The sequence below is a fragment of the Pantoea sp. ARC270 genome (assembly GCF_003236725.1).
GTDB classification, from domain to species: domain Bacteria; phylum Pseudomonadota; class Gammaproteobacteria; order Enterobacterales; family Enterobacteriaceae; genus Pantoea; species Pantoea anthophila.
Map to the genome: position 1 here is coordinate 13,758 of NZ_PUGA01000006.1, position 23,407 is coordinate 37,164.

Sequence of the window (23,407 nt, forward strand, 5' to 3'; positions counted from 1 at the left end):
ATCAGGCCGGGCCGCTTACCGAATGGCGGCGCACCAGCGTCGGGCTGAACATATGGGTGACTTCCGGCAGCGGCTGGTCGTTGGCCAGCGCCAGCGCCAGCTGAGCCGCCTGCTGCGCCATGGTGACAATCGGATAGCGCACGGTGGTGAGGCGGGGACGCACATAGCGCGACACCAGCACATCATCGAAGCCAATCAGCGACATCTCTTCCGGCACGCGCACGCCGTTGTCGCTCAGCACCGCCAGCGCGCCTGCCGCCATGGAGTCGTTGTAGCAGGCGACGGCGGTAAAGTTCCTGCCGCGCCCTAGCAGTTCCGTCATCGCCTGCTCACCGCCCACCTCATCCGGTTCGCCCCAGGTGACCAGCCGATCGCTGCAGGGCAGGCCATGCTCCTTCAGCGCATCGTAGTAGCCCTGCAGGCGATCTTCAGCATCGGAGATGGTGTGAGTTGAACAGATAAAAGCGATATTCTGGTGGCCAAGCTGGATGAGATGGCGGGTCGCCAGCCAGGCGCCGTAGCGGTCGTCGAGCGCAATACAGCGCTTTTCAAAGCCTTTTATCAGCCGGTTCAGCAGCACCATACCGGGCACCTGCTTCATCAGCACTTCCAGCTCCGCATCGGGAATTTTCTTGGCGTGAACCACCAGCGCCGCACAGCGGTGGCGCATCAGCTGTTCAATCGCCTGCCGCTCTTTTTGCTCATTATGGTAACCGTTACCAATCAGCAGAAAGTTACCGGTGTCGCCTGCGACCTCATCCACGGCTTTCACCATGGCGCCAAAAAAGGGGTCGGAGACGTCGCCCACAATCAGACCCAGCGTTTCGGTCGATTGCTGCGCCAGCGCGCGTGCGTTGGCATTCGGGTGATACTGAAGCTGCTCCATCGCCTGGCCTACGGCCTGTCGGGAGCTGTCGCTGGCTTTGGGAGAATTATTGATTACACGGGAGACTGTGGCGACAGAAACGCCAGCCAGTCGCGCAACATCCTTTATGGTAGCCATGCGTTGACCTGTCCGGGGGAAAACGTTTACACATCGCATCAGTGTTACGGAAAAGGGCAGACACATCAACCCGACAGAATGCCAGCGTCGTCGCAAAAAGGGGCAAAATCGGACCCGCAGGCACATCTTCTGCTGAGAGGCCGCCCCATGTTATGCTCCCTCTCCCCCCTGGCTACCGTGAAAAACAACGATGAAAACCAAAGTGCCACACCTGGCGCACTGGGGCGCCTTTACCGCCGTCACTGAAAACGATCGCCTGACGGGCTGCGAACCTTTCTTCGCCGATGCCGATCCGTCACCGATGATCCACACCATTCCAGAACTGGTCTATTCCGACAAACGCATCCGTCAGCCGATGGTGCGGCGCTCGTGGCTGAAGTCACGCGAAAACAGCGACCGCACGCTGCGTGGCCGCGAAGACTTTGTTGCCGTTGACTGGGAGACCGCGCTGGACCTGGTGGCGGAAGAGAATCGCCGCGTCCGTGAGCGCTACGGTGCCTCAGGCATTTTCAACGGTTCCTACGGCTGGTCATCGGCCGGTCGCGTTAACCACGCCCGCACCCTGGTGCGCCGCTTCTATTTTCAGGGCGGCGGCGGTGTCGATCAGCAGGGCAACTACAGCTGGGGAGCCGCGCAGTTCTTCCTGCCCTATGTGATTGGCACCTACATGCCACTGACCGGCCGCGTGACCGAATGGCCGCAGGTGGTCGAACATGCTGAGATTTTTGTCGCGTTCGGGGGACTGGCGCTGAAAAACGCTCAGGTCGCCTCCGGCGGGGCGGGGCAGCACAGCCTGAAACCGGCGCTGCAGCAGCTGGCGGCCAGAGGCACGCCGGTGATTAACATCAGTCCGATGCGCGATGACTGCCCGGAATTTGTGAACGCCGAGTGGATTCCGATTCGCCCTAATACCGACGTGGCACTGATGCTGGCGCTGGGGTATGAGATCAACCAGCGTGGCGCAGTGAATGAGGCGTTTCTCGCCAGTCACTGCACCGGCTGGCCGCAGCTGCGTGCCTATCTGCTGGGCGAAACGGATGGCGTGGCGAAAACCGCCGGCTGGGCCAGCCGCATTACCGGCATTCCGGCCGATCGTATTGTGCAGCTGGCGCAGCAGCTGATCGGCAAGCGCAGCTTTATGACCTGCTCCTATTCGGTTCAGCGCGCCCATCGCGGCGAGCAGCCTTACTGGATGATGATTGCGCTGTCGTCGATGCTCGGTCAGCCGGGTCTGCCGGGGGCCGGTTTCTCATTTGGTCACGGCTCGATGAACAGCGTCGGTAACCCGCGTCAGGAGGGGCCTGCCCCGATGATGAGCACCGGTCCTAACCCCGCCGGGCTGTCGATTCCGGTGGCCCGGATCAGCGATATGCTGCTCAATCCCGGTCAGCCTTACCGTTTTCAGGGCGAGACGCTGCACTATCCCGACATTCATATGGTGCACTGGGCGGGCGGCAATCCTTTCCATCATCATCAGCAGCTGAACCGGCTGGTGGCGGGCTGGCAGCGGCCCGATACGGTGGTGGTGCAGGATATCGTCTGGACGCCTGCCGCCCGGATGGCGGATATCGTCCTGCCCGCGACCACCACGCTGGAGCGCAACGACATCGGCGGCTCGTCACGCGACCGCTTTGTGCTGGCAATGCATCAGGCGATTAAACCGCAGCATCAGGCGCGTAACGACTTCGATATCTTTGCTGACCTGGCGGAGCGCCTGGGCTACCGCGACACCTTCACCGAAGGGCGCAACGAGATGCAGTGGATTGCGCATCTCTATCAGCAGTGCGCCACGGCACATCAGCGTAAAGGGATCGATTTTCCGGAATTTGATGAGTTCTGGCAGCGCGGATTTGTGGAAATCCCCGAGGGTGGCAAGCCTTATCAGTTTATGGAGGATTTCCGGGCCGATCCGCAGGCGAATCCGATTAAAACGGCCAGCGGCAAAATCGAGCTGTTCAGCCAGACCATTGCGGATTATCAGCTGGACGATTTCGCCGGGCATCCGGAGTGGCGTGAGCCGCAAGAGTGGCTGGGATCGCCGGTCAGCCGCGACTATCCGCTGCACATGATCTCCATTCAGCCTGCCGACCGGCTGCACAGTCAGCTGGACGCCACCGATACGGTGCAGGGGAATAAAACCGCCGGCCACGAAACGCTTTACATGCATCCGCAGGATGCGGCGGCACGCGGGCTGGCAGAGGGCGATGAGATCGAGGTGAGCAACGCTCGCGGGGTGATGCTGGCGGGTGTGCGGATCACCGACGGGGTTACGCCGGGCGTGGTGATCATCGCCACCGGGGCCTGGTTTGATCCCGGCTTCGGCCAGGCGTGGCAGCCTTACGATCGCGCAGGGAACCCTAACGTCCTTACGCTCGACATCGGTACCTCGTCGCTGACCCAGGGGCCAAACGCCATGAGTTGTCTGGTGGAAATCAAAAAACATCAGGATTGCAGAATAGCGTAAAGATCTCATGGCTGGTTACATTTTGCCGGTAACTGTTGCGTTTGAGTGATGGCAGCCGATCAATCGCCCTTGCTACAGTCAGGGTCCCAGAGGTATTGATGGGTGAACATCAATAGATTTTCTTGATTACACCAACCTGCGCAGATGCGCAGGTTTTTTTTTGCCGCCAACCGGTGTCCGATAACGAACTGATACACAGTTTTCCTGTTATCCGGACCGCGCTTTCTTTATAACTGCTGGCTTAGCCCCTTTTCTTTATTTTGCGCAGCGGAACGCCATGCCCCGGATTAAAAAACTACTGGGAAAAGACCAGATAAAAGCCCCCTTTAACCCTTTCCGATTCCGGCTGATCTGCCTGGGTGTGATGACCTGTCTGGTGGTGCTGCTGGCGCGCGTCGCGGACCTGCAGTTCCTGAATCAGCCGATGCTGGAGCACGAAGCGGATCAGCGATCGCTGCGAACCGTCACGCTGCCTACCAGTCGCGGCACCCTGCTGGATCGTAACGGCGAAGCCCTGGCGCTCAGCGTACCGTCGCGCGATGTGATCGCCGATCCGCAGCGCGTGCTGGAGAGCAACCCCGATTTTACCAGTGCCAAATGGGCCTATCTTGCCGCGGCACTGAATACCCGTCCCGAAGTGCTGGCCGCGCAGATCACCGCCAACCCGAAACGCCGCTTTCTCTACCTGGGGCGCAAAATCGAACTGGGGATCGCCAAAGATATTAAAGAGCTGAAGCTGAAGGGGATCAGCGAAGTCTATGATGACAGCCGCTTCTATCCGATGAGCGAAGCCTCTGCGCCGCTGATCGGCATCGTCGGGGCCGATAACGTCGGTCTGAACGGGCTGGAAAAAGGCTTTGATAAGGTGCTGCAGGGCGAGCCGGGCAAAGAGGTCTATCGCCAGGATGCGGCGGGCAACATTATCTCGATGATTAACTATCAGCCGCCAACGCAGCCGCCAACGGTGCAGCTCAGCATCGACAAATACGATCAGTACACCCTCTACAGCAAACTGCGCGACGGCGTGCTGCTCAACAAGGCGGATTCCGGTGCCGCCGTGCTGGTGAAGATCGACACCGGCGAGATTCTGGCGATGGCCTCCTATCCGTCGTTCAACCCCAACAACTATGAAGGGGCCACGCCGGCGCAGATGCGTAACTCGGCCATCAACGACAGCTATGAACCGGGGTCGACCGTCAAGCCGTTAGTGGTCATGGAGGCGCTGGAGCGCCATCTGGTGCGGCCCGACTCGGTGATCGACACTACGCCTTATCGGGTTAACGGGCACCTGATCCGCGACGTCGGCCACTGGCCGCGCCTGACCATGACCGGCATCCTGCAGAAGTCGAGTGACATCGGCGTCTCGCATATGGCGCTGGCGATGCCCGCCGAAGCGCTGGTCAACACCTATCATGCGTTCGGACTGGGTAAACCGACCGGCTTAGGCCTGACCGGCGAAAGCGTGGGCTACTTCCCGCTGCATCGCGCCCGCTGGGCCGATATCGAACGTGCCACCTTCTCGTTCGGGTATGGTCTGCGCGTCACGCCGCTGCAGATTGCCCGTGAATACGCCACGCTCGGCTCCTATGGCGTCTACCGTCCGCTGTCGATCACCCGCGTGACGCCGCCGGTTCTGGGCAAACAGGTCGCGAATCCGGAAACGGTCAAAGAGGTGGTGCATATGCTCGAGAGCGACGTGCTGCCAGGCGGCACCGGGGTGAAGGCGGCGGTGCCGGGCTACCGGCTGGCAACCAAAACCGGTACGGCGGAAAAGATGGGCACCAGCGGCAAATATGATGGCGGCTACGTCAACTACACCGCCGGTCTCGCGCCCGCCAGTCATCCTGAAGTGGCGCTGGTGGTGATGATTAACCATCCGACGGCGGGCGATCACTTCGGTGGCTCGGTGGCCGCACCGGTGTTCGGCAACATCATGGGGCCGGTGCTGAAGCACATGAACATCGCGCCGGACGCAATCTACAGCAAGCCGGTCACCGGTGCTTCAGATAAATCCTAGAAAAATCAGAGTGTAAGCGCGGGGTGGCTAATTTTCACACCTCGTTGCACTTCCCCGAATTCGGTTGCGTTTTCACGCTGTCACCGCAGGGCAAATCAGTGCGACGATAGCGATCCCAGAGGTATTGATGGGTGTGAAAACAACACCGCTTCGGCGGTGAGACCCTGTTATTACACCAACCCACGCAGAAGCGTGGGTTTTTTTTTGCCTGTCCGGCGTGCCTCTGACGGATGTGGTCAGACACGCAGTGGGCCGCCCCCGGCGGCGGCTGGCAGGCACCCTGATGCGGTGTCGGTATGGCGATAATTCTGTTGTCGAACTGCCTCAAATCCTGCATCGTGAGGGCCTATTTTTCCCCGATGCTAAGGAGCCGGCATGGTTTTCACACTCTTGCGCCTCATCTTCCGCCTGTTATGGCGGGTCGAACTGCGTGGCGACGTCGCCGAACTGCATAAACAGAAGGTATTGATCACGCCGAACCATATGTCGTTTCTCGACGGCATATTGCTGGCGCTATTTTTGCCGGTCAGACCGGTCTTCGCCATCTACTCGACCATCGGCGAAAGCTGGTTTATGCGCCTGGTCAGGCCGTTTATCGACTTTGTGCCGCTGGACCCGACCCGGCCGATGGCGCTGAAGCAGCTGGTACGGCTGATCGACAGTGGCCGTCCGGTGGTGATCTTCCCGGAAGGGCGGATTACCGTCACCGGCTCGCTGATGAAGATCTACAGCGGGGCGGGCTTTGTCGCGGCCCGCTCGGGTGCGAACGTGGTGCCGATGCGGATTGAAGGCGCAGAGTTCACGCCGTTTGGTCGCCTGGCGGGCGTGTTTAAACGCCGCCTGTTCCCGCGCATCACCCTCTCTGTGCTGCCCGCCACCCGCATTCCGATGCCGGAGGCGAAACGGGCGCGCGACCGGCGTATGCTGGCCGGGGAGCATCTGCACCATATCATGATGGAAGCGCGCATGGCGGTGCGTCCGCGTGAAACCCTGTTTGAGGCGCTGCTCTCCGCCCGGACCCGCTACGGCGCGTTTAAGCGCTGCATCGAAGATGTCAGTTTCAAACCTGACAGCTACAACGGACTGCTGAAAAAGTCGCTGGGCGTGGGCCGGATTCTGGAACGCTACAGTCAGCCGCGTGAAGTGGTGGGGCTGCTGCTGCCGAATACCACCGTGACGGCCGCAGCGATTTTCGGTGCCTCACTGCGTGGTCGCGTTCCGGCGATGCTTAACTACACCGCAGGCGTGAACGGCATGCGGGCGGCGCTGACCGCCGCGCAGATTAAAACGGTCTTCACCTCACGGCAGTTCCTGGAGAAAGGCAACCTGTGGCATCTGCCGCAGGGGCTCGGTGAGGTGCAGTGGATCTATCTGGAAGATCTGAAAGAGACGGTGACCGCGAAAGATAAACTCTGGATCGTCGCGCACCTGCTGATGCCGCGCCGCGCCCAACTGCCGCAGCAGCCGGAAGATGCCGCGATGGTGCTGTTTACCTCCGGCTCGGAGGGCAATCCCAAAGGGGTGGTGCATTCGCATAAAAGCCTGCTTGCGAATGTCGAACAGATCCGCACCGTGGCGGACTTCACGCCGCGCGATCGCTTTATGTCGGCGCTGCCGCTGTTTCATGCCTTTGGCCTGACCGTCGGCCTGTTTACGCCGCTGATGACCGGTGCGCAGGTCTTTCTCTACCCCAGCCCGCTGCACTATCGCATCGTGCCGGAGCTGGTCTATGACCGCAACTGCACCGTGCTGTTTGGCACCTCCACCTTCCTGGGCAACTATGCGCGCTTTGCCGCGCCCTACGATTTTGCCCGCCTGCGCTATGTGGTGGCGGGGGCCGAGAAGCTGCAGGAGAACACCCGCCAGCTCTATATGGAGAAGTACGGCATCCGCATCCTTGAAGGCTATGGCGTCACCGAGTGTGCGCCGGTGGTCGCCATCAACGTGCCGATGGCGACGAAGGCGCACACCGTCGGACGGATTCTGCCGGGCATGGATTCACGGCTGATGTCGGTGCCGGGCATCGAGAACGGCGGACGGCTGCAGCTGCGCGGGCCAAACGTGATGAAGGGCTATCTGCGCGTCGAAAACCCTGGCGTACTCGAAGCGCCGGTCGCCGACGATGGTGAAGGCAATATGGAGGCGGGCTGGTATGACACCGGCGATATCGTCAGCTTCGATGAAGGCGGTTTCTGCCAGATTCAGGGCCGTGCCAAACGCTTTGCCAAGATTGCCGGTGAGATGGTGTCGCTGGAGATCGTCGAGCAGATCGCCCTGAAAGCGTCGCCGGACAAACAGCACGCCGCCTCACTGCGTCCCGATGGGCAGCGCGGCGAAGCGCTGGTGCTCTTCACCACCGACGCTGAACTGGCGCGCGACACGCTGCAGAAAGCGGCACGCGAGCTGGGCGCGCCGGATCTGGCGCTGCCGCGCGACATCCGGGTGGTGAAACAGCTGCCGCAGCTCGGCAGCGGCAAACCTGACTATGTGACGCTGAAAAAGATGGCGGAAGAGGAGCAGACATGAGCCCTGATCGCACTGCACCGCTGATGTCACGCGGCATGATCGCCGTGATTGTCGCCCAGTTCTTTTCCGCCTTCGGCGATAACGCGCTGCTGTTTGCCACGCTGGCGCTGCTGAAAAGCCAGTTCTATCCCGACTGGAGCCAGCCGATCCTGCAGATGCTCTTTGTCGCGGCCTACATTCTGCTGGCGCCTTTTGTCGGTCAGGTGGCGGACAGCATGGCAAAAGGGCGGGTGATGATGCTTGCCAACAGCCTGAAGCTGCTGGGGGCGCTGACCATCTGCTTCGGCTTCAATCCGTTCATCGGCTATACCCTGGTCGGCGCGGGGGCGGCCGCCTATTCCCCGGCCAAATATGGCATCCTGGGTGAGATTACCCACGGCGAGAAGCTGGTGAAAGCCAACGGGCTGATGGAGGGCTCGACCATCGCCGCCATTCTGCTCGGCTCGGTGGCGGGCGGAATGCTGGCGGACTGGCATCTGCTGGCGGCGCTGGGGATCTGTGCGCTCACCTACGGCATTGCGGTCGCCGCGAACCTCTTTATCCCGAAACTGCAGGCGGCGCGGCCAGGCCAGAGCTGGCGGCCGGGCGTCATGGTGCGCCGCTTTTTCGATGCCGTTGGTCTGCTGTGGCGCGACGCAGAGACGCGCTTCTCGCTGCTCGGCACCAGCCTCTTCTGGGGCGCTGGCGTGACATTGCGTTTCCTGCTGGTGCTGTGGGTGCCGGTGGCGCTGGGCATCAGCGACAACACCACCCCCACCACCCTGAATGCCATGGTGGCGATCGGGATTGTGCTGGGAGCGGCGGCGGCGGCGAAGCTGGTGACGCTGGAGACGGTGCGCCGCTGCATGCCCGCGGGCGTCCTGATTGGCGTGATGGTCGTCGTCTTCTCGCTGCAGCATTCGCTGGTCAGCGCCTATCTCCTGCTGATGCTGATTGGCGCGCTGGGCGGTTTCTTTGTGGTGCCGCTGAACGCGCTGCTGCAGGCGCGGGGCAAAGAGAGCGTCGGTTCCGGCAACGCGATTGCGGTGCAGAATCTCGGTGAGAACAGCGCGATGCTGGTGATGCTGGGGCTCTATACGCTGGCGATAAAGGTGGGTGCGCCTGCTGTCGCAACGGGCGTCGGGTTTGGCGTGCTGTTTGCGCTGGCGATAGCCGTGTTGTGGCTGTGGCGACCGGCTAAGCGTTAAGCGCGTCACCGCCTCTCTCCGGCCTGCGCGGCGGAGAGAGGCGCACGAACGAATCAGCGACGGACCGCGATCGCTTCGATTTCAATCTTCACATCTTTTGGCAGACGCGCCACTTCGACACAGGAACGCGCCGGGAAGTGTGCGTCATGCTCGGTGAAAAACGCCTCGTAGGTGGCGTTGACCGTGGCAAAATCATTCAGGTCCTTCACGAACACCGTGGTCTTCACGATATCGCCCACCTTCAGGCCCGCCGCTTCCACAATCGCCTTCACATTCTCCAGCGACTGACGCGCCTGTGCGGCAATGTCATCCGCCACCTGGCCGGTCACCGGATCGACCGGGATCTGACCTGAGGTGATGATCATGCTGCCCAGATCGACACCCTGAACATAGGGACCGATCGCGGCAGGGGCTTTCTCAGTACTGATTTCACGGGACATCATGGCTCCTTTAATTATATCGTCAGGCGGCGGTGCCGCCGGTGTTGCCCATTATAAGGTCGGGCAGGGCGATTACCAGTGACCTAGCACCACGTGGCGGGCGAACTCTTTTTCGCAATATTTGCATTTGAGATGCACATCGTCGGCGCGCTGCTTCACGGCAAAACTGGAGAAGACCGGCTCGCTGCGGCTGATGCAGTTGCTGTTGGGACAGGTCAGCACCCGCTCGATGCGATCCGGCAGCGTCGGGGCGATCTTGGCCACCACCTCATAGTCGTCGATGCGGTTAACCGTGGCATCGGGCGCATAGACCGCCAGCTGATTGATCTGATCGTCGGTGAGAAAGGTATTTTCAATCTTGATCAGATCTTTGCGGCCCATCTCGCCCGACGGCAGATTCAGGCCGATGGTGATGCGCTGGTCGGTTTCGGTCAGCCGGAACAGAGAGAGCAGCTTAAAGCCGATCTGTGCCGGAATGTGGTCGATGACCGTGCCGCGTTTAATCGCTTCGACCTGCAATTTGTTGTCCTGCGTCATGATGAGATCTCCTTACAGGGCGAGTTCGCTGTTTAAAACCAGTGCCAGCAGAGCCTGGCGTGCATAGATGCCGTTACCCGCCTGCTGGAAATACCAGGCGTAAGGGGTGCTGTCGACATCGGTGGTGATTTCGTCGATGCGCGGCAGCGGGTGCAGCACTTTCATATTGTCACGCGCCGTGGCGAGATCGGCGGCGCGGAGGATGAACTGCGCTTTGACGTTGGCATATTCAGACGGATCGAGCCGCTCTTTCTGCACCCGCGTCATGTAAAGAATATCGAGCTGCGGCATGACCTCTTCAAAGCTGTCGTGGCGTGACCAGGGGATACTCTTCTCGTCCAGCATGTCGGTGATATAGGCGGGCATCGCCAGCGCATCGGGCGCGATAAAGAAGAAGCGGTTGCCATCAAACTTCGCCAGCGCCTGGGTCAGGGAGTGCACGGTGCGGCCATATTTCAGATCCCCCACCATTGCCACGTTCAGGTTATTCAGGCGGCTCTGGGTCTCCTGGATGGTGAAGAGGTCGAGCAGGGTCTGGGTCGGATGCTGATTGGCCCCGTCACCGGCGTTCAGAATCGGAATGCCGCCGGAAAACTCCGTCGCCAGCCGCGCCGCGCCCTCCTGTGGATGACGCATCACAATCGCATCCACATAGGTGCCGATGACGGAAATGGTGTCGGCCAGGGTTTCGCCTTTTTTGCCCAGTGACGTGTTGCTGCCGTCAGCAAAGCCCACCGCTGACGCCCCCAGACGGTGAATGGCGGTTTCAAACGACAGGCGGGTGCGGGTCGAGGCCTCAAAGAAGCAGCTGGCAATCACCTTGTGCTTCAGCAGTTCCGGCTGCGGATGGGCTTTCAGCTGAGCGGCGGTGTGCAGCGCCAGCTCCAGCTCTTCACGACTGAGGTCGTTAATTGAAATGATGTGCTTGCGGTATAGCGGGTTAGCCATAACTCTCTCCTCTGCGCGGCCGGATTGCGGACAAAAAAAAGCCCCTGCTTAAGGGGCTTTTTTATGATCGGGTCGATGACCGAAAGAAACAGCAGCACCGCCTGCGGTCAGGCGTGATGGCGCGTCAAATTGTCCGCTGTGCTGTCGCATATTTCCTCCGGCAAATTGGGGCGCATTATACCCGTATGCGGTGGCGCAGCAAGGGAAAACGTTTGCGCTGCGTAGAGGGCCGGGGCGGCAGGCGGGCGACAACCTGTGGCGTCAGCCCGCCTGCCGCCGGACGATCAGCGCTGGCCCAGCGTGGCCACCATCACTGCTTTGATGGTGTGCATCCGGTTCTCGGCCTGGTCGAAGACAATGCTGTTCGCCGACTCAAACACCTCGTTGCTCACCTCCATGCCGTTAGGCAGATCGTACTGTTCCGCCATCTGCTGACCCAGCGTGGTCTGATCGTCATGGAAAGCGGGCAGGCAGTGCAGGAATTTCACCTGCGGGTTGCCGGTCAGATCGAGCATCGCCCGGTTAACCTGATAGTCACGCAGCAGGGCAATACGCTCTGCCCAGACCTCTTTGGCTTCGCCCATCGACACCCAGACATCGGTGTAGATGAAGTCTGCGCCTTTGACGCCGTCGGATATGTTGTCGGTGAGGGTGATGGTACCGCCGGTCTGACGGGCGACCTCACGGCACTCAGCCACCAGTTGCGCCTCGGGCCAGCAGCTTTCCGGGGCCACCAGGCGCAGATCCAGTCCGGTCAGCGCCGCCGCTTCCAGCATGGTGTTACCCATGTTGTTGCGTGCGTCACCGACATAGACCAGCGTCATGTCGCTGAGTTTTTTGCCCGGCAGGTGCTCCTGCATGGTCAGCAGGTCGGCCAGCAGCTGGGTCGGGTGAAATTCGTCTGTCAGGCCGTTCCAGACCGGCACACCGGCATGTTCCGCCAGCGTTTCAACCAGCGCCTGACCGTAACCGCGATACTGGATGCCATCGTACATCCGGCCCAGCACCCGCGCCGTGTCGCGCATCGACTCTTTATGGCCGATCTGGCTGCCATTCGGGCCGAGATAAGTGACGTTAGCACCCTGATCGTAAGCGGCAACTTCGAAAGAGCATCGGGTACGGGTCGAGTCTTTTTCGAAGATGAGCGCGATGTTTTTGCCTTTCAGGTACTGCACTTCGCTGGCGCTTTTTTTCGCCTGCTTTAATTCAGCGGAAAGGGTAAGCAGGTGATCCATTTCGGCGGGGGTAAAATCCAGAAGCCTGAGGAAATGGCGCTGATACAGCTGACTCATACAACACTCCGGTAATCATTAAAGTGAATTAAAATTCAATCTAACCGTATGAATATGCATTTTCAAGAGTGGGTACCAATAAACTTGTCGTTTTGTGTAGTGGCGCGACAGGCAGTGTGGGAAAATAGCGGTTTATTGCCGAACTCAGAGAGGAACATCGTTATGGCATATGAAGCATTGCTGGAAGAGCAGCGTGAAGAGACGCGGCAGATTATCGAAGAACTGCTGGAGGATGGCAGCGATCCCGATGCGCTCTATACCATCGAGCACCATCTCTCATGCAATAATTTTGATTCGCTGGAAAAAGCGGCCGTTGACGCCTTTAAGCTGGGTTATGAAGTGACCGAGCCGGAAGAGCTGGAGCTGGAAGATGGCACGACCGTCATGTGCGTTGACATCCTCAGCGAATCGGCGCTGAAAGCGGAACTGATCGATGTGCAGGTTGAGCAGCTGGTTAACCTGGTCGGTAAATACAACGTCGATTATGACGGCTGGGGCACCTATTTCGAAGATCCCGATGCCGAAGAGGAAGATGACGACGCTATCGACGATGAAGATGATGATGGTGTTCGCCACTAAGTCGCCCGGGCGGAGCCCTCTCCGCCTCTTACCTTCTCCTGTTCTGTTCTGACATCATGAATTACGCACCGCTAGTCGAACCGATCTGTCAGTTTCTGCACTGCCGCACGCCGCAAGCCTGGATTGATGAGGCGCGCAAGCCGGAAAACCTGACCCTGCTGCTGACCGACCATCTGGTGTGCGAACTGAAAGCCGCGCAGACCGCGGTATGGCTAATCCGTAAGTATGTGGCCGACAAGCCGAGCGGCGAGGCGATTCTCGCCTGGCTGAAGCCCTATGAAGACTTCATCTTCCGCGAAGATGGCGACAGCCACTTTATCAATGCCCATAAAAATCTGACCAAACGCATCATCGTGCGCAATGCGCTGCCCTGGGCTGATGAGCTGGTGGAAAAGATGGTGCTGCTGATTAAAGAGGAGCTGCATCACTTCTATCAGGTGTGGGAGATTATGCAGTCACGCGGACTGGTCTATCAGAAGATCACCTCCAGCCGCTACGCAAAATCTCTGCTGCGTGAGGTGATCACCCATGAGCCGGAAACGCTGGTGGATAAGCTGATTTGCGGCGCTTACATTGAGGCGCGCTCCTGCGAACGTTTTGCCAGTCTGGCTCCCTGGCTGGATGATGAGCTGGCGAAGTTCTATCTGTCGCTTCTCCGCTCCGAGGCGCGCCACTATCAGGATTACCTGACGCTGGCCGCGCAGATCGCGGCAAAAGATATCGCGCCACGGGTGCAGGCGATTGGCCGGGTCGAGGCGAAGCTGATTAGCGAGCCGGACACGGAGCTGCGTTTTCACAGCGGCGTACCCGCCTGGTGAATCCCTGAGGGCACCCTGATCGGGGTGTCTCTTTTTCTGGTTGGGTGACCGCGTTTATATTTTCTGCGTGGCGCTGTTTTAAATAACGCGCTGTGTAACGCTTTATTTTAAATCACGCTGGCAGACAAAGATATTTTGTGCCACCTATCACATAACGGCTTTTTTACGCTGACTTTGCATCCTTAAATAAATATAGTCCCGGAGTCAGTGCGGGATTGTTATTTTTTAAAGCAAAACCCGACTCGCTGCCCTTTTTAACAGAGGGCAGTGGGTCGGGTTTTTTTATGGGTTAACGGCACCAGGTCACCCTTATTGTCATGGGATGACGGATTTTTAATATTGCCAGGTGAAGGACTTCATAATGAAAGGAAAACGTTATTCTCTGTTATTTGTTTCACTATTTTTGACCCTTTATTGGGGAAATGTTAATGCGTCCGGCATTCAGACCTCTTCCGGATTATGGCGTGACGCTGCGCTCGATCTCAGACTGCGCAACCACTGGAAGTATCTCAAGGAGAACGAAGCGCAGCCCACAGCAGTTCACAACGCCTGGGGCCAGGCCGCGACGTTCGATTTTCGTTCCGGTTATCAGTGGGACCTGCTCGGGTTTGATGCGACCTATACCCGCGCCGTACGCCTGGGCGCCAGCGACTACTTCTCCACGCGTGGTCTGCTCTATGACAGCGGCGGGAACATGGAAAAGCGGGATGCGCACGGCTTCAGCAAGTTCAGTCAGCGCTATCTTAAGCTGAAGCTCGGCAACCGCGCGCTGCGGTTCGAGGGGAAGGCAGGCTGGCAGGAACTGAAAAATATCGGTGTGCTGACGACCACGGATCGCCTGTCGCGCAACAGCTATGCCGGCTACAGCGGTGCAGTGACGTGGCAGAATGCCCGGCTGGATCTTGCCATGGTTAACAAAGCCATACGGCACGACTCAGGTAAAACGCTGGCGCTGCAAACCCAGGCCCGGCAAAAAATCGACGCCATTTACACCGCGGTGCTGAGCTACAAAGATAGCGGTCACGCGCTGGCCTATGCGTTTGGTGAGGCCGAACGCTATCAGCGCCGCCATGTCATTGAGGCAGGCTATTCCCTCTCGCCACACTGGTCACTGGCTTCGCAGATCTATGGCAGTCAGGCGCTGGAAAAGTATAAAAGTATGCCCGCCAGCAAAAGAACCTTTGATCACCAGGCATGGCACTATGTCGGGGAGGCCATCTGGAAGCAGGGCGCCTGGACGCAGAGGCTGGCTGCTGGCTGGACATCCGCCCCTAAAAAGCAGGCGGTGGGATATTATGCCCGACCCCTGACTAAAAATACCCGGGGACGTTTCACTTCACTGACCTCCGCGGGTAAAGACTATATGCGCGACAGAGAGCTGGCGCTGGTCTCTCTGAGTCAGTATGAAATCACAAAGGGGATCAGCAGTGGAATACAGCTTAATTATGGTCAGTTCCATTATCGTAATAATCTTGTACGAACTGGCGAGGTTTCATTAATTAATCAGTTCAGTAATCAGCATCCCTCCTTTAAAAATCTGACGCTATTTACGCTGACCGGTTATGGCTGGTCATATAAAAACAGTAAAGAGACTCCACGCCTGAATAGTCAGGGAAAAGTTCAGCGCTCCCGCAGTTTATCCGCCGAAGTGGTCATTCAATATAAATTCAATCTTTTTTAACCCGGAGAGTAAAATGAAAACGAAACTGAAAACCCTGATGTTAATTGCCCTCATCTCCGTCAGCACTGCCGGCTCCGCCTGGGCCGCGGATGTGATGCTCTATGTGACCCGGCATGGCAAGACCATGTTTAACACGGTGCATCGCGCTCAGGGATGGGCCGATACGCCGCTGACCGCTTCCGGGGCTGCGGTTGCAGAGCAACTGGGGCGGGGTTTACAGCCGTTGCCCTTCGTCGCGGCCTGGTCCAGCGATTCGGGTCGGGCGAGAGAAACCGCGCAGCTGGTGATGAAGAACTGGAAAAATCCGCCTGTGCTGAAGGAGATGAAAGGGCTGCGCGAGGTGGGATTTGGCCTTTATGAAGGCGATCTGGATAAAAATCTGATTACCGCTGCCGCCCTTCAGGCGGGTTATCCCTCCGACACGGCGCTGCTGGAGGCATTCAACGCCGGTAAAATTCAGATGGACAGGATGATCGATGCGATTCATGAGGCGGAAGCCGCAGGCACGCCATCGCTGCCTGGGATTAAATCCTCCGGCCAGGCCGAAACCTATCAGCAGGTAGCTAAGCGCATGGTGGAGAGTATAACGGCAATCGCGAAGCAGGCGCAGCAGCAGGGCGGAGGCAATGTGCTGGTGGTCAGTCACGGTATGGCTATCACTACGCTGCTGCAGGCGCTGGGCGATACTTCGTTACGCGAGCAGCTTAAGAATGCCAGCGTGACGCTGCTGCGCTACACCGATAACGGGCAGTTTAAAATCGAGTCCATCAACGATATGCGTTACGTGGAGCGCGGTTTATAAAGTCTTCAGCATGCGTACTTCGCAATCCACATGGCCGGTGCAGCCCATCGCGCCTTCGATGTGCGCAAAGCCCAGCGACTCATAGAGTCTGATGGCGCGGGTGAGGCTGGCGGTGGTTTCAAGGTAGCAGCGACGGAAGCCGTGGCTGCGTGCATGATCCATCGCCCGCAGCGCCAGCTCGCGCGCCAGGCCCTGGCCGCGCACCACGGGCAGGAAGTACATTTTCTGCAGTTCGCAGATGTCTGGCGCACTGCAGGCGAGAGGCGCCACGCCTCCGCCGCCCACCACCTTGCCCTGATACTCAACAATCCAGTAGGCGCTCTGATCGGCACTGTAGAGCTCAAATAGCTGGTCGAGCTGGGGATCGGAGACGGTATAGCCCTTGTCAGCCGTCAGCCCAAATTCCGCCGAAACAACGCGGATGACATGAGCGATATGCGGATTATCGGCGGCAGTAATCGGCCGCACCTGGAGGTGTTGAGAGTCAGAAATCATGTTGGAGTTGGGTTATGCGAATCGGTTAGACATTTACCAGAAGTAACATTATCGTCATCTAAAAGCAATATTACTGATAATGCAGCGAGGCAGAGAATGACAGCATTTCGTTGGCTATGTAAAAACTATAAAAACTTATCTTTTGTTTTTATAGTCATAGGGTTTGTAAATGTTTGGGCATACTTCAAATGGATTGGGCGAGTTGACTTCTTTCCGTTAGTTATTGGTAATTCTTCAGGAATCTTATCTATATTAATTTCTTCATTGGTATTCTTTCTTACTATCTCTATTATGTTTTTCATTCCTTCAACTCTTTGTTCTTTAATGGGTCTGAAAAGTACAGTTGGAGATAAAAAGAAACTAAGCGTCCGGGAAAGACTTGGGGTTGAATATAATGAAGGGTGTACGGCGCTTACTGCATTAATAACTATTCTTAGCGCGCTTGCGGTGCTTCTTATTAATGATGAGGCGGGTATTTGGATTTTTATTATCCCTGCTATGCTAGGTTTAATTACACACATAGCTTGTAATTATTTCATAAATAAAGAAAGGCAAGACTATTTGCGGTATTTTCTTTGCCGATTGGAAAGGATGTATGCACGTGATAATACCGTAAGCAATGATCTGAGGAAATGGTTCGCGTGGGAAAATTTTAAAGCAAACCAAATGACGATAAACTTTTTTTACTGTGCCATGTCGCTCTGTGTTGCTTTTATTTCGATTTTGCCTCTTTTTATTCTTATTGATTTAGAAGTGTATTTTACTGGTGAGGAGTTGGTTGTTCAATACACGATTGTAGTAATTTTATATGTATTGCTTTTTATGCCTGCACTTATGGCTCTGTTTAAGAGTAAATTCAGGCGAGTCCAGCCTATTCATCCTTCATTATTACTCTCACCTATTATACTTGCTATTATCTTCGGTGTTTTTCCTGCTTTGCTTATTCAAATTAATCAGCGTGGAATTGAATTGGTGGGGATGGCTTCCTGGAAAGCTAAAGTTTTTTCCTTCAAAGCAGATGATTTTCCTGCATACTATTTTCCCGAAAAAGTATGGGGGGTAACAAGAGTAATAGGTCAATACCGTCTTGTTAAAGGTGTCCAGGCTTTTTCTAATGGCGAAGTCTGGCTTGTTTGTCCTTCTGATCTGCAGGATTTAAGAACTAAAGCCTTACAAAAAAATGCATTAATATGGAAGGTGGACGAAGATTCTAAATCTAAATTAAGAGAATTAAGTCAGTATTGCCTGATAGCCAGAAATAATCAGATCAGAACCGAGGCTGCGTTAATTGTTTTGTATAGCTCTATGATGCGTTGAATAAAAGTAGAGAGGTAAGTCTATTATAGAATCTGCTTCTTTTGTCATTTCTATTGGAGAGCTCCAGTCAAAATTGTTATGTAAGAAGATATCAATCATACGTGGCTCGATTGTGAGTTTATGCGATTGCGTGTTTAACTGGATAAATGAGTGGGGCAAAGACGCTTGAGTAATGGCGAGCTTTAATAACGATAATAATAAAAAACCCCGCGCTCTTGCGCGGGGTTTTTTCAGAGCAAACTGTTAATCAGAGTGCCGCAATGACCGCCTGCTGTTCAATCAGTTTTGCTTTTGATTGTTGCAGGTCTGCCACGCGCTCGCGCTCTTTCGCCACCACGGCTTCCGGCGCGCGTGAAACAAAGCCTTCGTTCGCCAGCTTGGTCTCGATCTTCTCGATTTCCACATCCAGCTTAACCAGCTCTTTCGCCAGACGCTCCAGCTCAGCGGTTTTGTCGACCAGATCCGCCATCGGGATCAGCAGCTCTGCGCCTTCCACAATTTTAGTGACCGAGACCGGACCTTTATCGCCTGCCGGCAGAATGGTCAGGCTTTCCAGACGCGCCAGGCGTGACAGGAAATTACGGTTCTCTTCAACGCGGCGCTGGGCAGCCGGTGAACAGTCACGCAGCAGCACATCCAGCGGCTTGCTCGGCGCAATGTTCATCTCCGCACGGATATTACGCACGGCAACGATCGCCTGCTTCATCCACTCGATATCGGCTTTCGCTTCCGCATCTTCCTTGGCGGCATCAAACTGCGGGAACGGCTGCAGCATGATGGTGTCATCGCTGATGTTTTTCAGGCCTTTCACGCGCTGCCAGATGGTTTCCGTGATAAACGGAATGATCGGGTGCGCCAGGCGCAGCAGCGCTTCCAGTACGTGAACCAGCGTGTGACGGGTGCCACGCAGCTCCGCTTCACTGCCACTGTTCATGACCGGCTTGGTCAGCTCCAGATACCAGTCACAGAACTGGTTCCAGGTGAAGTCATACAGGATGTTCGCCGCGATATCGAAGCGATAGGTATCCAGCGCTTCACGGTAGGCTTTCACCGTGTGATTGAACTCGGTCAGGATCCAGCGATCCGCCAGCGACAGCGTCATCTCGCCGCCATTCTGTCCGCAATCCTGCTCTTCGGTGTTCATCAGCACAAAGCGGCTGGCGTTCCACAGCTTGTTACAGAAGTTGCGATACCCTTCCAGGCGCTTCATGTCCCAGTTGATGTCGCGACCGGTTGAGGCCAGTGCCGCCAGCGTAAAGCGCAGCGCATCGGTGCCTGATGGCTCGATGCCGTTCGGGAACTGCTTCTCGGTACGTTTGCGGATCTTTTCGGCCAGCTGAGGCTGCATCATGTTGCCGGTACGTTTTTCCAGCAGCGCTTCCAGCGAGATGCCATCAACCATATCCAGCGGGTCAATCACGTTGCCCTTGGATTTTGACATCTTCTGACCCTCTTCATCACGGATAAGACCGGTCATGTAGACGGTTTTAAACGGCACCTGCGGTTTGCCATTTTCATCTTTGATGAAGTGCATGGTCAGCATGATCATGCGGGCAATCCAGAAGAAGATGATGTCGAAGCCGCTGACCAGCACGCCGGTCGGATGGAAGGTGCGCAGCGCTTCGGTGTTCTCCGGCCAGCCCAGGGTAGAGAAGGTCCACAGGCCTGAGGAGAACCATGTGTCCAGCACGTCATCATCCTGACGCAGCGCCACATCGGCGGCCAGGTTGTTTTCCGCGCGCACTTCGTCTTCAGTGCGGCCGACGTAGACGTTGCCGTCGTTGTCATACCACGCCGGAATGCGGTGACCCCACCACAGCTGACGGGAAATACACCAGTCCTGAATATCGCGCATCCAGGAGAAGTACATGTTTTCGTACTGCTTCGGCACGAACTGGATATCACCGTTCTCAACGGCTTCAACCGCCACTTTCGCCAGCGGGGCGGTACGCACATACCACTGGTCGGTCAGCATCGGTTCAATCACTACGCCGCCACGGTCACCGTAAGGAACGGTCAGGTCGTGGGGTTTGATCTCATCCAGCAGGCCCAGTTCATCCACCGCGGCGACAATTGCTTTACGCGCGGCAAAGCGTTCCATGCCCTGGAAGGCGGCCGGGATGTCGTCGGAGCAGACATCGCTGGCTTCGCCGTTGGTGTCATACACCTGAGCGCGGTCGCGGATATCGCCGTCAAAGGTCAGGATGTTGATCATCGGTAAGCGATGACGACGGCCGACTTCGTAGTCGTTGAAGTCATGAGCCGGGGTGATTTTGACGCAGCCGGTGCCTTTTTCCATGTCCGCGTGTTCGTCGCCGACGATCGGGATCAGGCGGCCAACCAGCGGCAGCATCACGAATTTGCCGATCAGATCTTTATAGCGCGGATCTTCCGGGTTCACGGCCACGCCGGTGTCGCCCAGCAGGGTTTCCGGACGGGTGGTGGCGACGACCAGATAATCTTTGCCGTCAGCGGTTTTAGCGCCATCCGCCAGCGGATAACGGATATGCCACATCGAGCCTTTGCTCTCGCGATTTTCCACTTCCAGATCGGAGATTGCGGTGCGCAGTTTCGGGTCCCAGTTCACCAGGCGTTTGCCACGATAGATCAGGTTCTCTTTGTAGAGGCGAACAAACACCTCTTTAACAGCGTTGGAGAGGCCCTCGTCCATCGTGAAGCGCTCGCGCTCCCAGTCAACGGAGTTACCGAGGCGACGCATCTGGCGGGTAATGGTGCCGCCGGATTCCGCTTTCCACTCCCAGATTTTTTCGATGAACGCATCGCGGCCATAATCCTGGCGCGTTTTGCCCTCTTCAGCCGCAATCTTGCGCTCAACCACCATCTGCGTGGCGATGCCCGCGTGGTCCGTTCCCGCCTGCCACAGGGTGTTTTTGCCCTGCATGCGCTGGTAACGGATCATGGTGTCCATGATGGTTTGCTGGAAGGCGTGACCCATGTGCAAGCTACCGGTGACGTTCGGCGGCGGGATCATGATGCAAAAGCTTTCCTGGCTGGTGTCGCCATTCGGTTTGAAGTAGCCCTGCTTTTCCCAGTGCTCGTAAAGCGGCTGCTCGATATCTTGCGGGTTATATGTCTTTTCCATTTCTGCTATGTCGTTTGCGGCTGTGGTGGCGCTGCCGTATTCAATTGGAAACCCACGCTGCGATACGCTTTGTAGCGGTCGCGCGCGAGTTGTTTGAGAGCGTCTTCGTAAGGAACGAAGTCTATCACTTCATGGAAAGCAGTAGCAAAATCTGCGAAGTGGGGCAGCAGGCTAATCAGCAGGTCGCGCGGTGAACTGCCGCGACGCTGTGGCCAGGCCAGCTCAACCGGCGCACCGTAGCGCGGGCCTTCACCCGCCAGGTTGTGCGGCACGAAGGCATTGGCCGGTCGTTGCCACAGCGCTTCGTCGAGACGAATGGCTTGCTGTTCATCTTCGCAGGCAATCAGCACCCGCTTTCCGGCCCGCCAGCGTGTTTCCGCCAGATTGCACACCAGCGCTTCAACAGCGCTCAGGCCATCCTGGGTGGCATCGGTTTCCAGCACGTAGAAGGTTGCGTTTTTCATCGGTTTGCTCATCAGAAGATCAAGGGCGGAATCAGATCCGCCCTTGCTGTCAGAAAAGAGGGCGCTTAATCGTCGCCGTTCAATCCTGCCCGATTCAACAGAAACTGTGACAGCATCGGCACCGGACGACCGGTGGCGCCTTTGGCCTTGCCGGAGCGCCAGGCGGTTCCGGCGATATCCAGGTGCGCCCAGTTATATTTGCGGGCGAAACGCGCCAGGAAGCAGGCGGCGGTGATCGCGCCGCCCGGACGGCCTCCAATGTTGCCCATATCGGCAAAGTTGGACTCCAGCTGCTCCTGGAACTCATCCGCCATCGGCAGACGCCAGGCGCGATCGCCGGACTGCTCGGACGCGCTGATCAGCTCATGCGCCAGCGGATTGTGGTTCGACAGCAGGCCGCTGATGTGATGGCCCAGCGCAATCACGCAGGCACCGGTCAGCGTCGCGACGTCGATCACCACTTCCGGGTCGAAACGCTCGACGTAAGTCAGCGCATCACAGAGTACCAGACGGCCTTCGGCGTCGGTGTTCAGTACTTCGACCGTCTGGCCTGACATGGTGGTCAGCACGTCACCCGGACGCATCGAACGGCCATCCGGCATATTTTCACAGCCCGCCAGCACGCCGACCACGTTCAGCGGCAGGTTCAGCTCGGCCACCATACGCATGACGCCATAGACCGCGGCGGCGCCGCACATGTCATACTTCATCTCATCCATGCTGTCGGCAGGCTTGATGGAGATGCCGCCGGAGTCAAAGGTCAGCCCTTTACCTACCAGCACAATCGGGCGCGCTTCGGCGTCCGGATTGCCTTTGTATTCAATGACCGACATCAGCGACTCATTCTGCGACCCGGCGCCGACGGCGAGATAGGCGTTCATGCCCAGCTCTTTCATCTGCTGTTCGCCGATCACGCGGGTGGTCACATTTTTGCTGAAGGCATCGGCCAGCTGGCGCGCCTGTGACGCCAGATAGGCGGCGTTACAGATGTTAGGCGGCATGTTGCCGAGATCTTTCGCCGCTTTCATACCGGCGGCAACCGCCAGCCCGTGCTGGATCGCCCGCTCGCCGCTGGTCAGCTCGCGACGGGTCGGCACGTTGAACACCAGCTTGCGCAGCGGGCGACGTGGCTCGGCTTTGTTGCTCTTCAGCTGATCAAAGTTGTAGAGCGCCTCTTTTGAGGTTTCCACCGCCTGACGCACTTTCCAGTAGGTATTGCGACCTTTGACATGCAGCTCGGTCAGGAAGCAGACCGCTTCCATGGAGCCGGTGTCGTTCAGCGTATTGATGGTTTTCTGAATGACCTGCTTGTACTGGCGTTCGTCCAGTTCACGCTCTTTCCCGCAGCCAATCAGCAGAATACGCTCAGACAGGATATTTGGCACATGATGCAGCAGCAGTGTCTGGCCCACTTTTCCTTCCAGCTCGCCGCGGCGCAGCAGGGCACTGATGTAACCGTCACTGATTTTATCCAGCTGTTCGGCAATCGGTGACAGACGACGCGGTTCGAAAACGCCAACGACAATGCAGGCACTGCGTTGTTTTTCCGGGCTTCCGCTTTTTACACTGAACTCCATGCACTCTCCTGAATCTTAAAGACAACGGCCGCTGCTGCCGCTAGAATGTAGCGCGCTCATGACCCATTTATTCATTGTCGCAGCATGACATTCTGCCGCTGGAGGTCATAATGAATCAGGGTGACAAGATGTTGTTTTTTCACCACCCGGACGCGTT

General features: G+C 57.4%; 18 protein-coding genes. 9 read left to right on the forward strand and 9 right to left on the reverse strand.

Going from position 1 to position 23,407, the window contains the following annotated elements:
• Position 1 precedes the first annotated feature (1 nt).
• The gene (galR, locus tag CKF42_RS04555) at positions 2-1,003 is read right to left on the reverse strand and encodes an HTH-type transcriptional regulator GalR (RefSeq protein WP_009092386.1); all 1,002 of its coding nucleotides are present in this window, start codon (positions 1,001-1,003) and stop codon (positions 2-4) included.
• A gap of 190 nt (positions 1,004-1,193) precedes the next feature.
• On the opposite strand from galR, the gene CKF42_RS04560 reads away from it, so the two are divergent.
• The 4 genes from CKF42_RS04560 (at position 1,194) to lplT (ending at position 9,197) form a co-directional block, all read left to right on the forward strand.
• The gene (locus CKF42_RS04560) at positions 1,194-3,467 is read left to right on the forward strand and encodes a molybdopterin guanine dinucleotide-containing S/N-oxide reductase (RefSeq protein ID WP_111207633.1); all 2,274 of its coding nucleotides are present in this window, start codon (positions 1,194-1,196) and stop codon (positions 3,465-3,467) included.
• A 277-nt stretch (positions 3,468-3,744) separates the two neighbouring features.
• Entirely contained in the window at positions 3,745-5,484 is a 1,740-nt protein-coding gene (locus tag CKF42_RS04565) for a penicillin-binding transpeptidase domain-containing protein (protein WP_009092384.1), read from the forward strand.
• Positions 5,485-5,859: 375 nt separating this feature from the next.
• Positions 5,860-8,010, forward strand: coding sequence for a bifunctional acyl-ACP--phospholipid O-acyltransferase/long-chain-fatty-acid--ACP ligase (gene aas / locus CKF42_RS04570; RefSeq protein ID WP_009092376.1), 2,151 nt, complete (start codon positions 5,860-5,862; stop codon positions 8,008-8,010).
• On the forward strand, positions 8,007-9,197 hold the full coding sequence (lplT, locus tag CKF42_RS04575; protein WP_111207634.1) for a lysophospholipid transporter LplT: 1,191 nt from the start codon (positions 8,007-8,009) through the stop codon (positions 9,195-9,197). Before aas ends, lplT begins: the two co-directional genes overlap by 4 nt.
• 53 nt (positions 9,198-9,250) lie before the next feature.
• Here the strand turns inward: lplT and ridA are convergent, their stop codons facing one another.
• The 4 genes from ridA to argF form a co-directional block, all read right to left on the reverse strand.
• On the reverse strand, positions 9,251-9,637 hold the full coding sequence (gene ridA, locus CKF42_RS04580) for a 2-iminobutanoate/2-iminopropanoate deaminase (RefSeq protein WP_058957616.1): 387 nt from the start codon (positions 9,635-9,637) through the stop codon (positions 9,251-9,253).
• A gap of 72 nt (positions 9,638-9,709) precedes the next feature.
• Entirely contained in the window at positions 9,710-10,174 is a 465-nt protein-coding gene (pyrI, locus tag CKF42_RS04585) for an aspartate carbamoyltransferase regulatory subunit (protein WP_009092371.1), read from the reverse strand.
• A 12-nt stretch (positions 10,175-10,186) separates the two neighbouring features.
• Positions 10,187-11,122 carry an aspartate carbamoyltransferase gene (pyrB, locus tag CKF42_RS04590; RefSeq protein ID WP_009092369.1) on the reverse strand — a complete coding sequence of 312 codons (936 nt, stop codon included), beginning with the start codon at positions 11,120-11,122 and terminating at the stop codon, positions 10,187-10,189.
• A gap of 284 nt (positions 11,123-11,406) precedes the next feature.
• Positions 11,407-12,414 carry an ornithine carbamoyltransferase gene (argF, locus tag CKF42_RS04595; protein ID WP_111207635.1) on the reverse strand — a complete coding sequence of 336 codons (1,008 nt, stop codon included), beginning with the start codon at positions 12,412-12,414 and terminating at the stop codon, positions 11,407-11,409.
• Positions 12,415-12,576: 162 nt separating this feature from the next.
• On the opposite strand from argF, the gene rraB reads away from it, so the two are divergent.
• From rraB to CKF42_RS04615, 4 genes are all read left to right on the forward strand, one after another.
• Positions 12,577-12,993 carry a ribonuclease E inhibitor RraB gene (gene rraB / locus CKF42_RS04600; protein ID WP_009092365.1) on the forward strand — a complete coding sequence of 139 codons (417 nt, stop codon included), beginning with the start codon at positions 12,577-12,579 and terminating at the stop codon, positions 12,991-12,993.
• A gap of 56 nt (positions 12,994-13,049) precedes the next feature.
• Positions 13,050-13,811, forward strand: a complete 762-nt coding sequence (locus CKF42_RS04605; RefSeq protein ID WP_111207636.1) for a tRNA-(ms[2]io[6]A)-hydroxylase — start codon at positions 13,050-13,052, stop codon at positions 13,809-13,811.
• Between the two features lie 361 nt (positions 13,812-14,172).
• Positions 14,173-15,492, forward strand: a complete 1,320-nt coding sequence (locus CKF42_RS04610; protein WP_111207637.1) for a hypothetical protein — start codon at positions 14,173-14,175, stop codon at positions 15,490-15,492.
• Positions 15,493-15,505: 13 nt separating this feature from the next.
• A complete protein-coding gene (locus CKF42_RS04615) occupies positions 15,506-16,294 on the forward strand; it encodes a histidine phosphatase family protein (RefSeq protein ID WP_111207638.1) in 789 nt (262 codons plus the stop codon).
• On the opposite strand, the gene CKF42_RS04620 is transcribed toward CKF42_RS04615, so the two are convergent.
• A complete protein-coding gene (locus CKF42_RS04620; protein WP_046101110.1) occupies positions 16,289-16,789 on the reverse strand; it encodes a GNAT family N-acetyltransferase in 501 nt (166 codons plus the stop codon). The two genes, CKF42_RS04615 and CKF42_RS04620, sit on opposite strands and share 6 nt — an antisense overlap.
• 96 nt (positions 16,790-16,885) lie before the next feature.
• On the opposite strand from CKF42_RS04620, the gene CKF42_RS04625 reads away from it, so the two are divergent.
• Positions 16,886-18,106: a hypothetical protein gene (locus tag CKF42_RS04625; RefSeq protein WP_146239916.1), complete on the forward strand. Its 1,221-nt coding sequence runs from the start codon at positions 16,886-16,888 to the stop codon at positions 18,104-18,106.
• Between the two features lie 247 nt (positions 18,107-18,353).
• On the opposite strand, the gene CKF42_RS04630 is transcribed toward CKF42_RS04625, so the two are convergent.
• The 3 genes from CKF42_RS04630 to pepA form a co-directional block, all read right to left on the reverse strand.
• Positions 18,354-21,209: a valine--tRNA ligase gene (locus CKF42_RS04630; protein WP_111207640.1), complete on the reverse strand. Its 2,856-nt coding sequence runs from the start codon at positions 21,207-21,209 to the stop codon at positions 18,354-18,356.
• A gap of 5 nt (positions 21,210-21,214) precedes the next feature.
• Positions 21,215-21,673 (reverse strand): DNA polymerase III subunit chi, encoded by a 459-nt coding sequence (locus CKF42_RS04635; protein ID WP_009092358.1) that lies wholly within the window; start codon positions 21,671-21,673, stop codon positions 21,215-21,217.
• Positions 21,674-21,738: 65 nt separating this feature from the next.
• Entirely contained in the window at positions 21,739-23,250 is a 1,512-nt protein-coding gene (gene pepA / locus CKF42_RS04640; RefSeq protein ID WP_009092357.1) for a leucyl aminopeptidase, read from the reverse strand.
• Between the last annotated feature and the right edge of the window lie 157 nt (positions 23,251-23,407).